The sequence below is a fragment of the Streptomyces sp. CA-288835 genome, from assembly GCF_050936385.1.
GTDB lineage: Bacteria > Actinomycetota > Actinomycetes > Streptomycetales > Streptomycetaceae > Streptomyces.
This window is the reverse complement of the sequence record NZ_JBNJMW010000001.1, coordinates 4173600-4187956: the sequence shown is the minus strand read 5'-3', so window position 1 is coordinate 4187956 and position 14357 is coordinate 4173600. Positions and strand designations below refer to the sequence as shown.

The following is a 14357-nucleotide window of genomic DNA, read 5'->3' as shown; positions in this document are numbered from 1 at the left end:
TCCGGAATTTTCACCAGGTACACCCTTTGAGGGGGAAAACCATGCACCTTCGCAAGACCCTGGCCACGGCGGCGTTGGGCTCCGCCCTGGTCGTCGGTCCACTCATGGCACCAGCGGCACAGGCCGCGGAAAAGCCCGAAACCGCTTCCGCGACCGTTGCGCAGAAGGCACCAGCCCCGCTCACCGCTCAAGGGCAGTGGGAATACCACAGTTGGTATTGGACTTACGCCAACTGCCATGAGGCCGGCAAGGACTTGGTGAACGACCCACGCTGGACGGACTACACGTGCACCGACCACTCCAGTGGCGTGACGGTGCTGCTCTGGATGTGGAAGCCGTAGACCAGTTCAGTTCGCCAAGGCCCGAACGCAAAGGGCCGTAAGTGCCGCGTGAGCAGGGGCGGCTCGAAATGTGCCTCGTCAGCCGCCGCTGACATATCAGGGTCTGTCCCCCTGGCGGGGGGACAGACCCTGACCGTGCGCGCCCCACGCGGTCGAGTGCGGCGGCACCAGTCGCGGATGCGCTCGGAGACGGTGTTGCCGTCCTCGGTGTCGACCAGGGTGTCCCCTGCCTCACGGCGTGTCGGACATCGGAGCCTCAGCTTCGTGTCGCTTCTTCGGCGGTCTGTCTTGATCGGAGCAGACCGCTGGGCTTGTGACCTGGGCTGTCGCGCACCCTCCGAGTCAGCAGCTCGCAGGTCTCCCACCTGTGCGACGAGCGCGGTGTCGGGTCAGAAGTGCGGGCACGCGTCGACGTCGTCGGCGAGGGCCTGCCGATCTGGTCGCGGGCTGCCGGAGCGGAACTCGCGTGGACAAGTCTCCGGGTGTGTGACGCGCTCGATCGTGCCGTGCGGTCGACGAGCTTTCCCGAGCTCCGCTCCGGATGGGTGGATCAGCGCAGTCCGGCGAAGAGATCGTTCTCGGGTACGGCCGCGCCGGTGGCGTCCTGGACACGTACGAAGGTCTCCATGCCCATCAGCTCGCCGAACCTCTCCTTGCCCATCTTGAGGAAGAAGATGTTCTCGCCCTGACTGGCGTGTGCGGCCAGCGCGTCGAACTTCTGACCGCTGAACGCGGTGGTGTCCACCCACGTGGTGATCTCATCGTCTGGGAGGCCGATCTCGGCCATCGCGGCGGCCTCGGCAGGATCCGGCTCCGGCATGTCCGGATGAAACTCGCGCATGATCTCCCCGAACCGCTGCATCCCCGAGCGGGGCATCGTGGTCCAGTACACCTTCGGTGTCAGCGCGGTCATCTCCAGCGCCGCCATCGTGATGCGGTGGGCCTGGATGTGGTCGGGGTGGCCGTAGAAGCCGTTCTCGTCGTAGGTGACGACCACATCGGGTCGGTAGTGCTGCATGAGTTCCGCAAGTCGGGCCGCGCCTTCCTCCACAGGGGTCTGCCAGAAGGATCCGGGGGCATCGTTGCTCGGCCAGCCCATCATCCCGGAGTCGGCATAGTCCAGCATCTCCAGATCGCTGACCTTCAGGACGCCACAGCTCGCTTCGAGTTCTTGACGGCGCATCAAGGCGACGGCGGCCGGATCGTGTCCGGGGTCGCCCGGCTTGACGCCCCCCGGTCCGTCACCGCAACCGCCGTCGGTACACGTCACGAGAACCGTGCGGATGCCTTCCGCCGCGTACTGCGCGAGGACCCCTCCGGTTCCGGTGGCCTCGTCGTCGGGGTGGGCGTGTACTGCCATGAGCGTCAAGGGCCGGTCAGTCATGAAACAGTCCTCCTGCAGAAAAGAAATACGTCTTGCTCCGAGTGCGCGGCGGGCATACCGCGAACCTTGGGCCCGGATCCTGGCGGGTCGGACGACCTTGTGGCCTCCGAGTTCCCCGCCCGTGCGGCGCCGGCCCCTCGGCCGATGCAACCGCGCCGGCCGGACCGGCTGTTCCCGGCGCCGCCGCTTGGCCTCCCAGGCGTCGGCGTTTCAACGCGAACGAGGTACAGGCGGCCGATCGTCGGCTATGTTCCGCCCGCTTACCGGTCAGCGTCTGCGGCTGGAGTCGTTCACCGCGCTGGTCGCCGGTTGTGTGGTGGGCGCTGGGGACGGGGTGGACGGTCCTGATGGAGGTGGCGGTGGACGAAGTCTCAAAGAAGATGCACGAGCGCCGTGCCAAGCAGTTGGCCAAGTGCGGACAGGGCGATGAGGTTGGTCGTGCCGGAGGCGCGGAGGAGGCCGAGGAATGCCTCGACGTACGTCAGTGCGGTGCGCTCGGCGATGTCGGCGACGAGCTTGGACGCGCTGTTGATGGTGGCCATGGGGCAGAGGTCCTCTCGGGGCGTGGGTCAGGGATTGGGGACGCGGAGCTTCGCCCAGCTCGTGGTGCCTGGGATGCCGTCGGCGTCATCGCCGGAGTAGCGGAGCTTGCGCTGCCAGGCGGCGTAGGAGCGGCGGTCGGCGTCGGTCCAGTTGGGGCCGGGGCCCTTGGCGTATTTGCCGCAGCCCTCGGCGACGAGCCGCTTGCCCATCGCGGTGATCAGGGCGGAGCGTCGGCCGATGCGGAAGTAGTCGGCGCCGGGGAACGGCGCGTACTCCGGCTCGTCGTCCGCGTCCGGGGCCGGCTTGGTGCTGAGGAGCTCGGCAACTGCCGTACGGAAGTCGTCCATCGCGATGCCCGCGGGGTCCGGCGTGCCGGGCTGCCAGTCCTTGTGGCCGATGACCGAGCGCGCCGTCCAGCCGTGCGCTCGGCACAGGGCTGCGCTGACCTTGTGCATGGCCTCCAGCTGGTCCGCGGGCCATGCCTGTCCGCCGCCGGTGTTGATGCACTCGAAGCCGTAGAAGTGCGGATTGCCGTCGGTGTTGGCCTCGTTGTCCGGTGGCACGGGCTTCTCGGCGATGACGGCCTTGAGGACCTCGTCGTCTCCGGAACCGGCGTGGTTGGCGCGGCCGTAGCCAACGAGGTGGACGGTGCCGGAGCGGTCGATGACGCCGTGGCACAGCGGGCCGGGCAGGGAGGTGTAGCCGGTGCGGCAGAGCTCCACCATGCCGGCTTCGGTGGAGTACGGGCCGGTGTGGTGGATCATGACGCCGTGTACCGGGCCCCAGGTGCCCTTGTGGTTACGGTTGTGGGTGCGCCAGTTGCCGTGCTCGAAGACGCGGACGCCGGACTTCTTCAGGACGGCCAGGAACTGGTCTGCGGACAGTGGCTCGGCCACGTCGGACGCTTTCTCCCCCGCACCTCCGTGCAGTTGGACAGCGCCAGGAGCCAACTGGCGGTCCCTCTTGTGTGTTGCCGGTGAACTCCAACGCGATGGAGGGTCATCTCGATCGAGCGGCGCAGCCTACCCCTCGGAAGGAACCATCCGCACCTGCGGCGGTACTCCAGACGCTTGCTGTTCGGGTGGAGCCGGGCATGCCAGCAGACTGAGCGCCCTCCACGGGTCATGCTGGAGGGCGCTCAGTTGTGTCTCTGGATCAGATGGCGTCGATCTGCCAGGCGATTACGCCGGTCGACCCCTTGGTGCCGTCGACGTCGATGCGAATCGGCTTTTGTGCGGTGATCCGCTGCTTTACCACCGACTGATCGCAGGGCACTGTGGTCTTCGTGCCGGTGCTCGCCGGTGTGAATGCCAATTGCGCGCTTCCGCTGCCGAAGCAGACCAGGTTGAGCGTGTAGGTCTTGCCCTTGCTCAGGGTGGGCTCGGTGTGGATTCCGTCGGTCACGCGCTCCGCTCCGGCCTCGACCATCGTTCCGCTATGGACGTCGGCGAGAGCCGCCTGAGCCTGTTTGGTGAGCCTTTCCTCCAACGCCCCCGGAGCCGTCGGCGAAACGCTCGGCGTAGGTGAGGAAGAAGAGTCGGCGGCGTTGTCATCCCCGCTGCCGGAAGTGCAAGAAGTGAGCAGCAGTGCTGATGCCGCTACGACGCATCCGGCCAACCAGGCCCGCGAGCTCACATTGGTCATGTCGAGGTTTCCCAGTACTTCCAGCCGGTTTCGGAGGTGGGAAGTGTCGCCTTGCCCCTGCCGATTTCGACGCCGTCGCAGCCGTTACCGCTGGCCCGGTACTTCTTCCACGTCAGCTTGTATCCCCATGAACCGTACTGCAGGTGGCCGTACTTGTTCCTCTTGATCTCGTGGGTGTAGTTGTGGCCGGTGGCGATGGTCACGCTGCCAGTGATCTTGGTGCTGACCGTAGCCTTGGCCTTGGAGATGATCGCATTCGATTCCCACTCGATCGAGCCCGAGATTTCGAGGCCGACGGTGCCGCTCTTGGTCACGGACACCATCATCGTTCCGCCCGGGCCGTCCTTGAACTTCGTGCCGTTCCACCACGAAGGAATGTGGTACGCCTTCTTCGACGTGATGAGGTACCACGTCGACGGACCGTCACACCGGAGCGGCTTCACTCCCTCGTGAACCGGCTGCTCCGTGTCGTCCTCCCAGCCCTGTCTGTCGTTGATTTCCGTCGTCTGGTCGGCAGATATGGCCGGGACGTCGGGCGCTTCCTCAGCGGCGGCAGTGCCCGCAGTTCCGAAGCAGAAAAGCAAGGCAGTTGTGGCAGCGCCGGTCGCAGCGCGCCGTGAACTGATGCCCATGTAACACCTTCCGGTGGACCGCCCCCGTGGCGATCAAGTACCTGGAGACAGTATGTGCAGGTCATGCACACAACAAGTAAATGATCAAACTCCTGAGGAGAACTTGAGGAAAGGGTTCCGCTCCGGGCTGCCTGCCGTCGATGAGCCGCTCAGCAAGGTACGGCGAGAAAGTTCCCGCTGAGATCCCTTCACCGATGCCGCAGGAACCGTCCGAGTCGCCCAGACCTTGATCCAAAGTCCCCGCGCCTCCGTGCAGTTGAACTGCGCCAGGAGCCAACTGGCGGCCCCTCGGAGCGAAGCCGTTCCTTAGGCAGGGCGGAGGGTCGCCCAGCGCGCGGAGCCTACCGCATCACAGGAACGCCACCCCGGCCTCGCGAAACACCAGGCCAGGCGGAAGCTCCGGTGCAGACAACGCGGCTCTCTGCACATCGTCTGGATGATGTGCAGAGAGCCGACGTGTGTCAGGAGTCGTAGGCGATGTCGAGCTCGCTGGCGTAGGAGGAGTCCTCGACGGCGGTCTCGTCCTGAGCAGCGGAGGACCTGCTGATCCCGTCGAACAACGAGTACTTGAAACTGAAGCCGAGGTTCGCGGTTCCTGGGCGGCCGCCTACGTTCACGCGGAACTTGCAGCTTCCGTACAGCGTGTACTCCTTGTTGCGCCGGTTGTTGGGGACCGACGAGTGCCAGAAGTAGCTGACGGCGACGTTGGTGTGCCGGTCATGGTAGGGGAGCTGCATATGGCCGGCCGTGCACGTCATCCTCCCCGTCGCGATAGCCCGTACCGCCGGAGAGATACGGAAAGACCACGCCATGTGGGCCGGCCTGCCGACGGTGCCGGCCATGTTCACTTGTCCCGTGAAAGTGCCGTTGCGGTCTGTGCGCTTGTAGTCCGGGTCGGACAACTTGAACGTGTGCTTGGCCTGGTTGACCGCGGCGTTGGCCGGGACGACACCGAGAGCGAGAACCGCGGCAAGCGCCGCCGAGCTGACCGCAGCGGCTCTTCTGGTGGATATGAAAGACACGAGATTCCTGTCTGCTTACGCACAGCAGCAGAGACCATCCGGCCACTCTGCGTGACTGATAGGACTGATCCGGTCGGTAAAACCGATGCGCGATCAGGAATCGAAGTCGATGTCCAGGCTCGATGAGTAGCCCGGACCGTCATCCCCGTTTGACTGGCGGCGTGCTCCGGCCTCGGGCCAGACGCACACGGCGCGCCAGTGGTATTCATCCTGCTCGGCCTCCTCGGCCGAGAAAGTGACAGACTGACCAGCGGTCAATTCGCGGAAGCCCTCAACCTGGATAGCCGAGTAATGTGCCCACACCCTCTCCGGAAGGGCATCGGAGGCAAGAACTCCCCACCCCGCGTCGCGGTGCCACTCGAGCACATGGCCAGAAAACACGTCTTCGGACGTCTCAGGCATGCTCCCCTGTCCCCCTTTGCGTCATCGGCGTATCGCCGTCCGGCGCTCACTGTGGTCAGCAGTGATCGACCGGATCAGTGTTCAACCTAGCAATCACATTCGGCCACACCCTGACGGGGCGGCCGCGTGTTGTGGACCTGACGAAAGCAAGCGATCACGCGCGGCCGGTCTGGCTACCGGCCGTCGGTGCACGGGCCGGTGATGCAGAGGGATGGCCAGGCCGGGAGGTCGCCGTCGTTACGTACCCAGCCGCGCCGTTCGTCAGGGATCGCCACGCCCGTCGTGAGCGGCGCGACCAATGGGGCGCGGAAGCCGCCCAGGCCGTCGGCGGCCAGGGCGAGGGTGAGCGCGGAGGCTTCGTCGGCGTGGAAGCGCGGGTCGAGGGCGGCGAACTCGAGGTCGAGCGGGATCCAGCCGTGTACGGCCTTCGCAGTGCTGGTGGCTTCCTCGCGGCGAAGTCGGCCGTAGAGTCGGCGAGTTGTGCGGCCAGGCCAGCGCAGGCGAAGTACCGTCTGCGCGCTCGAGTCTGTCCGTACGGCAGGATCGTCGGCGGCGCGCTGGAGGCGGCCGAGGACGTCGAGGGCCGCAGCCGGGTTGCCTGCGGTGCGGATACCCGCCTCGATGCGGATGGTCCGGGCCGCGTAGAGGTCGATGCCGGGGAACGCGCCGTCTCCGGCCGGGTTATCCACATCCTGTGTACGAAATTCGGGGATACCGAGACCCTCGACTTCGCTCGCCGGTACATCAGTCCTGGCACCGATCAGCACTCCGGCCATCTCGATCTGCCAATCACCGAGCCCCGCCATCACAACCGGCCTCCCCTCTGAGCGTTACGCAGTCGGCGCATGACCTCGGCGCCGACCTGCTGCGGAGTGGCCTGAGCCGAGGTGACGATGACGAGCATGGTACCGATCGGAAGGTGCTGTTTACGTGTGGTGACAACCTGAACTTCCGGGCAGGATGAAGACGGGCGTTTATAGGCCATGCCGCGACTGGGCGGTTCTCGAAGGTCGAACTCACTCCATGCAGTGGAAAGTTGGGAAAATGCGCGCTGCCACGAGCCGTCATAGATCATCGCGTCATGACGCAGCCGACAAAGGTCAGCCGCCGCTCAGCGGCACCTGACGTCGCGAGTGAGTGGCATCCCACCCGAAACGGAGATATGACCCCGGATTCGGTCGCCGCAGGGTCGAGTCGAAAAGTGTGGTGGCTCGGGAAGTGCGGCCACGAGTGGGAGGCGGTCGTCCACACGCGACGCGGCGGATGCGGTTGCCCCTACTGCGGAAGCCGCAAAGTGGGTTTCGGAAATGACTTGGCTACGAAGTCCCCGGATATCGCACACGAATGGCATCCGACACGAAACGGCGACCTGCGGCCCGATTTGGTTGCTCCTCGATCGAACCGGAATGTCTGGTGGTTGGGGCTGTGCGGCCACGAGTGGGAAGCGGTGATCGCCAACCGAACAGGACGGGCACGCTCCGGATGCCCGTACTGCGCAAACCAGAAGGTTGGCTACGGCAATGACCTCGCCACGCGTCACCCGGAACTTGCTGCTGAGTGGCACCCCTCCAAGAACGGCGATCTCACCCCCGAACAAGTCCCGTACGGGGCACGACGCAACGTCTGGTGGCGCTGTGCCAGAGGGCACGAGTGGCGTGCCATGGTGTTCAAGAGGTCCAGCGGCAGCTCGTGCAGCAAATGCGGACTGATTGGCGTATCCGAGCTGGAGGTCAGGGCATTCGCGGAGCTTCAGTATGTGCTCGACCGGCATGTGACGCCATTGTTGCCGCGGCTGTCCTGCAGAAGATGGTCGACGAGGCGCTCCTGCCTTCGGCAGCTGCGTGCGAGGCCGCGCTCGCCTATGTCGCGGCAGGGCGGACCGTTGCCAAGGAGAGTGGCGACCGTTTAGCCAACTCCCTTCGTGCCCGGCACTACGGTTCCAAGTCTCTCGCAGCGAAATACCCCAAGGTCGCGCAAGAGTGGCACCCGGCACTGAATGGTGATCTCTCCCCGGAACAGGTGACTGGAGTGTCGGGCAAGCAAGTGTGGTGGCTCTGCTCCGCGGGGCATGTATGGCAGGCAAGAATTGATCAGCGCACAGCCAAGGGAACGGGATGCGGATTCTGCTCGGGTCGCTATGCCACCGAGGCGACCAGCCTCGCCACTCTTCGGCCCGATTTGGCAGCACAGTGGCACTCGACTCTCAACGGCGATCTCACTCCTGACCAGGTGACGCCACACACCAGGCGCGTGGTGTGGTGGCTCTGTCCCGCTGGCCACGCTGTCGAGGATGCCGTTGCGAACCGTGCTAAAGGCATGGTCTGCCAACTCTGTCCCAACGCGCGCAGAGGACGTTCGGACCCTGAGGACGACTGAACATGCCGCCACGCTCTCACGACGGGCGGGGTGCCCTCGATCGTGGTCGCCCTTGGCAGCCGGTCAACTCGGCCTGCACCGCGAGGAGATCGGCCAGCGTGGAGTCCATACCCTCGGTCTCCAGCAGCAGCGAGACCTTCGACGGCATCAACCCGAGACTGTCGGCCACCGCCTCGGCCTGCTCGCGCGTCAGCCCGTAACCCTGAGCGGCCCGGACAGCGGCCGTGCGCGCCTTGTCCATCTGCGTGCGGGCGGCGGCCAGGGACTCGGGCAGCGGCTTCCCGTTCTGCTGCGCGAGGGCGTACGCCGATACGGACGCGTCGGCGGCTGCGTCGCTCAGGGAGGTGAGGGACTGGTAGAGCTGCTGGCCGTTGCGGGTGGTGGTGTTCAGCGTGCCGTTGTTGTTCAGCAGGGCCCTGCCGAAGCCGTTGGCCTTGTCGATGTCGTGGTCCAGGGCTTCGTTCACGTCGAGGATCGCGCTGTTGACGCGCCTCAGCGGCTTGGAGGGAGATGCTGCCGCCGGAGAGCAGGTCGAGGGCGTCCTTCAGGGCACGGGTGCGGGTGTCGGCGTCGGCGGTGGTGTCGGCGAGTTCGCCGACCGCGGTCTTCAGTCGGTCGTACGCGCTGGCTCCCGACCCGCTGCCTTTCAGCCGCTCGTGCGCGGGATCCCGCCCGTCCGCTCCCGTCGTGGGCCCCGCCGCCGTCGTCCTGCCAAGCTCCACGCCGACAAGGGCTACGACTACGACCACCTGCGGAAATGGCTTCGTGGACGAGGTATCCGCCACCGCATCGCGCGCCAAGGGCATCGAGTCGTCCACGCGGCTCGGCCGTCACCGTTGGGTGGTCGAGAGGACCGTGTCCTGGCTGGCAGGCTGCAGACGCCTGCACCGCCGCAACGAGCGGAAGCCGGAACACTTCCTCGCCTTCGTCGGCCTGGCAGCATTTCTGATCGGATATCGCCGCCTGACCAGGACCGTCAGGGCCTGAGCCGATTCTGCTGAGGATCGAAGCAGACCAGTCCCATTGAGTCCGCGAGGGCCGCTGCCCAGGCAGAGACCTCCTCAGCCATGCTCCAACTCATCGGGAAGTAGACGAGCGGACCGCCGGCCCCGCCGATCAACGGTCCTGCAGCCCAGGGTGAGGCGTCCTCCAGATCTTCAGTCACGTCACCCCACCGCTCCACAAGCGCGGCGACGTAAGCCTCGATGCGCTCGGTCGGAGGATCGCTCACCTCTGTGTCCAGGTAGCGGTCGAAGAGGTCCGTGAAAGATCGGCCAGCGGTTTCGTCATCCGCTGGCTGCTCTCCTTCCCACACGGCCAAGTCGTAACTCATGCCCGGAGGCTCTCACGCCGCAGTGACAAGACAACGCTGACGGCCGACAAGCACCAAAGGAAACGGTGTCTAATGCCGCCGCTCGGCCCGCACCCACCTCACCTGTGACTGAGCGACATGACTCGCTGAATTGGCTCACGAGCGCCGTGGTAGCCCGCCACATTTTCAGGATTTGTTTGTTCGGACCACTGCTCCGAACCCGAACAACGCCTGAGCCGCTACACCTTGTGCGAACCGATCCAGCCGACCCTTGCAAGGAAGGTAAGAAGTCATGGGGATGAAACGAGCACTCGCCGGGATGGCGGCAGTCCTGGCAGTCGGGACATCAGCATCGCTGGTGGCGGTGCCGGCGCAGGCGGCCTCCGGAGACCGGACCATTCAGTACGACGACAACAACGTCCGTCTGGGAACCAACCAGTGCGCTGAGTCCCACGGCTCGTTCGTGCCGCTGGGCGGAGCGCCCGGGTCACCTTCGGGCCTCATCGCAACCGCCTCGTCCGGAACTGGGAATTGTAGTTCGCGAATCCGCATTGTCTACGTCGAGAGGTGGAACGGCCCAGTGCGCCAAACGGCGCGCAGGACTGCAGGCCCAGGTTCAGCGACCGTCGTTGCCGCAGACAGCGGCTTCCGCTGCTACGTGGAGTTCGGCGTGCGACGCAACGACGGCACGTATTTCACTCGATTCATGATCTCCCCCAACCGTCCGGCAGGCTGCCCGTCGTGATCTCGCAATAAGAAGTCATGTCATTTGGTGAGTCGGCGGTAGCAGATGAGTGTGCAGGCGATGCTGGTGAAGGCCAGGATCTGCGGCGGCATGCTCGGCCGTCCGTTCGCCGACGGATACAGGTTCGCGAACATCTCAGCCGGGAACAGCTCGCCACGAAGCTCGGCCAAGAACGCGAACACACTCCCGGCCGGGATCAGATCCCGGCAGGTCTCCCATACGTCCGGCCCGACCATCTCGCCCATCGCGCATGACGAGTCTGGCCCTGCCGCTCACGCGGCAGGGCCAGAACCCAAGACCTTCATCGACCTTCGAGGGGCTTCTGATGGATCTGGGCGTCCTGGGACGCTCAGCCGCCGTACTCGATCGCCACGCCGCCGACGCCGGCGGTCAACGGGCCGCAGCGGACACCGATGGCGGCCCACGTGCCCGGCTTCACATATACCCAATTCGAGTAGGCGTCGGGGCCCCAGCCGCAGATAGCGCGTACGGAGAACGCGTGCAGCTGCGTCCCGGGGTTGTAGCAGTCGCCGATGGCGACATCGTCCGAGATCCAGGCGCTGCACTGCAGCACGTTACGCTCTGCAGCCGCCGCGGGTGAGGCAGTCGCGAGACCGACTCCGCCGGCGAGAGCGATCCCCGCTGTTCCGGTCACGAGTGCGCGTTTCCAGAGGCTCTTCATGTCCTGCCCTTCTGTTCAGCCCTGTGCCCAGGCGTTTGGATCAGTAAGACGGCGCCCTCATGGTCCATGGAATCCCTCGACCGGCACCAGGCGTTTCGGGCACAGCCGAATACCACTGGTCACCGGGCGCGTGGGCGCGTCGCCCGGAGGATCACTGAAGCGCCGCATCGGTGGCGCTGAGTCCCTGGCCAGTCCTGGGAACTCGTCTGCGGTGCGAGGAAGCAGGCGTGCACGCGGCGGCGCAGAGCCTCCAGGGTGCCCGGTCGGCGGGGCCCGAGACACGGCCCAGGGCCACCAGGATGGTGCCCAGGAGTATGTCCGTCCAGGCTGTGCCCGGCCTGCGACGGCGGTCCGCCATGCCGCGAGTTCGTGGGTGAGGGCGGCGGGTATCCCCTGGTGCCCGCCGGAGGTGTTGAGGAGAGCAGCCTCAGGGCGTGGACCGGCGAGATGACTCCTTAAGACCTGCGGGCAGGGTTCTTGGAGCGGTGACGCCACCCTGTGTCGCGCATCCCTAGTTCTGCTGTCTACTCTGCACTAGAGTGGAACGCAGACAGTAGAGTTGGCTTCAGGCCAACGAGCGGAGGAGGGGATTTACATCGCAACACTCACCATCCACTTCGACCCGGAAGTGTTGGCGCACATCGCTGCGGTTGGCGCGGAAGGGGCCGTCGAGGTCAACGTGTCGCTCGGCGGAGGCGCAGGTACCGCCAAGGCCACTTCAGCACCTCCGATTGGGCCCCTTGCCCCGCTCATGACGGCAGGACTGCTCAGAGCCAACGACGTGCTGACGTTCCGCCAGACCCGTGCCAAGCGGTCCGCCAAGGCGATCGTCCAGCCGGATGGGCAGCTGATCGTTGAGGGGAAGGCAACGCCTTTCCAGTCACCTTCCAAGGCCGCCAGCGCTGTGACCGGAAGTGCCATCAACGGCTGGACGCTCTGGCGGCTGCCCGACGGGCGGACACTGGACGATCTCCGCGACAAGCTGATGTCTGACGAGGGCTGACGCCGCCCTGGCCCCGGTTGCGCGCGTTGGCAGCCGGGGTCATCGGACGCCCAGCGCCTCCCACTGAGTCGCCTGTCTGCGGTCGCTGTCGGCGCTCCGGGCACCTTGGGGTCAAGGAACAGCGTCCATCAAGCCCGCGAGCAGATCCATGCGCTGCTGCCGGGAGGCCCGCAGGTAGACGCTCGGTACGTGCTTGTTGGCGAGCACGCCCAGGGCTTGAAGCCGCGGAAGCAGCCCGCTGATCGACCAACGAGGGCAGAATCCCTTGCGATGCTCCACCTGGAGCACCGGGTGGCCAGCAGCTTCGAACGCGGCGGGGATTTCTTCGTCGGCCGACGTGATGATCGCCTGCCTACTGTCGCCATCCCCCAGCCAGACACCAAACAGGTAGGAATCAACGGGGAGTTCAGCTTCAGGAAGTTCCAGTGGTCTGCAGGTCGGTACCGCGTGATTCGTGTCGCCGCGCTTGCCGACGGTGATGGTATCGACGATCTCCTGCGTGGTCACTACGCGAGGCCCTCTGCCGTCGGACCGTCCATTGCCCCACCGGCCGGGAGCTCTCCAGGACGGCCAATCTTCCGGGAACTGGCCATCAGTCCCGGCAGATCGGTTCAGCGCCTTGCGGGCCGCCGAGTCCCATGTGACCCACTGGTGGTCCGCGCAGGCGTCGATCGTCGTGCCGTCTGAAAAGTGCAGCCGATACGCGCAGTCGGGCACGGCATCGAACACCGCCATCATCGTGCACGGGCGCCCAAACTCGTCGAATACCTGGTCGCCGACGCGGAGTTCGCCGTTCTTCTTCCAGCCGCCCGGCGTGGGGATGAGTGTGTTGACGGCCAGAATCTTTCCCCAGTCGCGTCCAGTGAGGAGGAGCCATGAGGTCCATTCACTCTCAGGAGTGACCTGGCTGCCGCGGGCGTGGTGGTGCAGCCAGCCCTCGTGGGGCGGGTCGTCGCAGTCTTGGCGGTCACAGGCCCAGCGACGCGCTGAGGCCGCGTCGGCGTCTATCAGTGCAGCGACCTCGGTCTGCAGTTCGACGTCGGACATGCCGGCCGGGTCCGGTAGCGCGGCCAGCGGGTCGGCGGTCATGATCCACCCACTCCGCGCAATGAGTGACCTGTGCGGGAGCACTCGCTGAAAGGGTCGGCAGCCAAGCCGAAGCGCAGGCAGCCCGCTACTGCCAGAAGATCTCGAACCGGGCCTCGTCGAACTTCCGCGACCCGCGCACCGTCGCCGGACCCACGCGCACCTCCCGCACGGTGAGCTGGATGAGGTTGCGGCGCTGCTCGCGGCCCGCGGTCTCGTTCCACCAGGTCTCGACGCCCTGCGGGGTCAACTCCGGCAGCTCCTCGAGGGCCTTGCCCCGTCGTACGGCCGCCATCGCCTCACCCCGCCGCTTCTCCAACGCGGCCTTCGCCGCCCGGAACTCGCTCAGGTTCAGCTCCTTGCCGCCGTACGCCTGCGCCAACTCCTCCTTGTGCCCCCGCAGTTCCTTCTGGAAGCGCTCCGCCTCCCGCGCCTCCGCGGCCAACCGGTCACGGAACGCGGCGAGCCGCTTGAGCTGCTTAGGGCTCGCCAGCCGGGCGACGACGCGTTCGCCGATGTACTCGTCCAACGGCTCGGCGGAGATCCGTACCTTGCCGCAGACCTCGCACACGTACCCGCGTCCGCCGTTCGCCGTGGACCGGGCCACCAGCGGCTGCTTACACAAGGCGCAGGTCGCCGGGCCGCCGGACAGGTAGTGCACGTGCCGGGACTTGCTGCCCTGGCTCTTCTGGTTCTCCTGGAACAGCTCCTGCAGCGCATCGAACGTCTCGCGGTCGATCAGCGGCTCGGCCGGGCCCGGGACCAGCTCGCCCTCGGCGTTCTCCCGAAGGCCGGCGATCGCCGGATTCCGCAGACGGCGGCGCAGCGTGGTGGGCGACCACGGCCGCCCCGATACCGTCGGTCCGGCGTTCTTCGTCATCCACTCGGTGGCCTCGGTGAGAGGCTTCCCCTCCTCGAGGAGAAGCCTGGCGACCGCCGCCAGGTAGGCGGCCTCCTCGGGGACGGCGGTGACGCCGTCCGTCTCATGCCCGTACGCCCTCATGTACTCTCCAGCCAAAATCCCCCTGCTTCCTACGCGCAGGGTATGCCAAAACGCAGCATTGTCACCCCTACATCTGAGACTCGGCTGTGAACCGAGGTCAGCAGCTGCACGGCGGACTGTACAACGGGAAGATCGGTTACTGGATTGTCCCGGGCGCCTCGGCATGTGCCAACTCGCTGTTG

18 protein-coding genes and 1 pseudogene are annotated in these 14357 nt (G+C 66.0%); 5 read left to right on the top strand and 14 right to left on the bottom strand.

The window, feature by feature from the left end; all coding sequences use genetic code 11:
• Positions 1–41: 41 nt before the first annotated feature.
• Entirely contained in the window at positions 42–341 is a 300-nt protein-coding gene (locus ACQEVY_RS18765; RefSeq protein ID WP_432949919.1) for a hypothetical protein, read from the top strand.
• A 550-nt stretch (positions 342–891) separates the two neighbouring features.
• On the opposite strand, the gene ACQEVY_RS18760 is transcribed toward ACQEVY_RS18765, so the two are convergent.
• The 8 genes from ACQEVY_RS18760 to ACQEVY_RS18725 all read right to left on the bottom strand — a co-directional run bounded on the left by ACQEVY_RS18760 (position 892) and on the right by ACQEVY_RS18725 (position 6774).
• On the bottom strand, positions 892–1725 hold the full coding sequence (locus ACQEVY_RS18760) for a PIG-L family deacetylase (protein ID WP_432949917.1): 834 nt from the start codon (positions 1723–1725) through the stop codon (positions 892–894).
• Between the two features lie 371 nt (positions 1726–2096).
• Positions 2097–2267 (bottom strand): hypothetical protein, encoded by a 171-nt coding sequence (locus ACQEVY_RS18755; protein WP_432949915.1) that lies wholly within the window; start codon positions 2265–2267, stop codon positions 2097–2099.
• Between the two features lie 27 nt (positions 2268–2294).
• The gene (locus tag ACQEVY_RS18750; protein ID WP_432949913.1) at positions 2295–3164 is read right to left on the bottom strand and encodes a peptidoglycan-binding protein; all 870 of its coding nucleotides are present in this window, start codon (positions 3162–3164) and stop codon (positions 2295–2297) included.
• A gap of 259 nt (positions 3165–3423) precedes the next feature.
• Positions 3424–3912, bottom strand: a complete 489-nt coding sequence (locus tag ACQEVY_RS18745) for a hypothetical protein (protein ID WP_432949911.1) — start codon at positions 3910–3912, stop codon at positions 3424–3426.
• Positions 3909–4544 (bottom strand): hypothetical protein, encoded by a 636-nt coding sequence (locus tag ACQEVY_RS18740; protein WP_432949909.1) that lies wholly within the window; start codon positions 4542–4544, stop codon positions 3909–3911. The genes ACQEVY_RS18745 and ACQEVY_RS18740 overlap by 4 nt, the downstream gene beginning before the upstream one ends.
• Positions 4545–5005: 461 nt before the next feature.
• The gene (locus ACQEVY_RS18735; protein WP_432949907.1) at positions 5006–5566 is read right to left on the bottom strand and encodes a hypothetical protein; all 561 of its coding nucleotides are present in this window, start codon (positions 5564–5566) and stop codon (positions 5006–5008) included.
• A gap of 93 nt (positions 5567–5659) precedes the next feature.
• Positions 5660–5968, bottom strand: a complete 309-nt coding sequence (locus ACQEVY_RS18730; protein WP_432949905.1) for a cold-shock protein — start codon at positions 5966–5968, stop codon at positions 5660–5662.
• Between the two features lie 173 nt (positions 5969–6141).
• Positions 6142–6774, bottom strand: a complete 633-nt coding sequence (locus ACQEVY_RS18725; RefSeq protein WP_432949903.1) for a hypothetical protein — start codon at positions 6772–6774, stop codon at positions 6142–6144.
• A gap of 275 nt (positions 6775–7049) precedes the next feature.
• Between ACQEVY_RS18725 and ACQEVY_RS18720 the strand changes: the two genes are divergently transcribed.
• Positions 7050–7877 carry a zinc-ribbon domain-containing protein gene (locus ACQEVY_RS18720; RefSeq protein WP_432949901.1) on the top strand — a complete coding sequence of 276 codons (828 nt, stop codon included), beginning with the start codon at positions 7050–7052 and terminating at the stop codon, positions 7875–7877.
• Complete coding sequence (locus tag ACQEVY_RS18715; protein WP_432949899.1) at positions 7775–8344, top strand: zinc-ribbon domain-containing protein; 570 nt, start codon at positions 7775–7777, stop codon at positions 8342–8344. The genes ACQEVY_RS18720 and ACQEVY_RS18715 overlap by 103 nt, the downstream gene beginning before the upstream one ends.
• A gap of 16 nt (positions 8345–8360) precedes the next feature.
• Here the strand turns inward: ACQEVY_RS18715 and ACQEVY_RS18710 are convergent, their stop codons facing one another.
• Positions 8361–8810: a hypothetical protein gene (locus ACQEVY_RS18710; protein WP_432949897.1), complete on the bottom strand. Its 450-nt coding sequence runs from the start codon at positions 8808–8810 to the stop codon at positions 8361–8363.
• A gap of 199 nt (positions 8811–9009) precedes the next feature.
• Between ACQEVY_RS18710 and ACQEVY_RS18705 the strand changes: the two are divergent.
• Positions 9010–9331: pseudogene (locus tag ACQEVY_RS18705) on the top strand (transposase); the annotation flags it as partial.
• Here ACQEVY_RS18705 and ACQEVY_RS18700 read toward each other — a convergent pair.
• From ACQEVY_RS18700 to ACQEVY_RS18690, 3 genes are all read right to left on the bottom strand, one after another.
• Positions 9321–9677, bottom strand: coding sequence for a hypothetical protein (locus tag ACQEVY_RS18700; RefSeq protein WP_432949895.1), 357 nt, complete (start codon positions 9675–9677; stop codon positions 9321–9323). The pseudogene ACQEVY_RS18705 and the gene ACQEVY_RS18700 sit on opposite strands and share 11 nt — an antisense overlap.
• A gap of 744 nt (positions 9678–10421) precedes the next feature.
• Positions 10422–10646, bottom strand: a complete 225-nt coding sequence (locus ACQEVY_RS18695; RefSeq protein ID WP_432955672.1) for a hypothetical protein — start codon at positions 10644–10646, stop codon at positions 10422–10424.
• 104 nt (positions 10647–10750) lie between these two features.
• Complete coding sequence (locus tag ACQEVY_RS18690; protein WP_432949893.1) at positions 10751–11083, bottom strand: hypothetical protein; 333 nt, start codon at positions 11081–11083, stop codon at positions 10751–10753.
• 559 nt (positions 11084–11642) lie between these two features.
• Here ACQEVY_RS18690 and ACQEVY_RS18685 point away from each other — a divergent pair.
• Positions 11643–12086: a DUF4357 domain-containing protein gene (locus tag ACQEVY_RS18685; RefSeq protein WP_432949891.1), complete on the top strand. Its 444-nt coding sequence runs from the start codon at positions 11643–11645 to the stop codon at positions 12084–12086.
• Positions 12087–12197: 111 nt separating this feature from the next.
• Here ACQEVY_RS18685 and ACQEVY_RS18680 read toward each other — a convergent pair whose 3' ends face one another.
• Positions 12198–13175, bottom strand: a complete 978-nt coding sequence (locus ACQEVY_RS18680) for a hypothetical protein (protein WP_432949889.1) — start codon at positions 13173–13175, stop codon at positions 12198–12200.
• 85 nt (positions 13176–13260) lie between these two features.
• Positions 13261–14175 (bottom strand): recombinase family protein, encoded by a 915-nt coding sequence (locus ACQEVY_RS18675; protein ID WP_432949887.1) that lies wholly within the window; start codon positions 14173–14175, stop codon positions 13261–13263.
• Between the last annotated feature and the right edge of the window lie 182 nt (positions 14176–14357).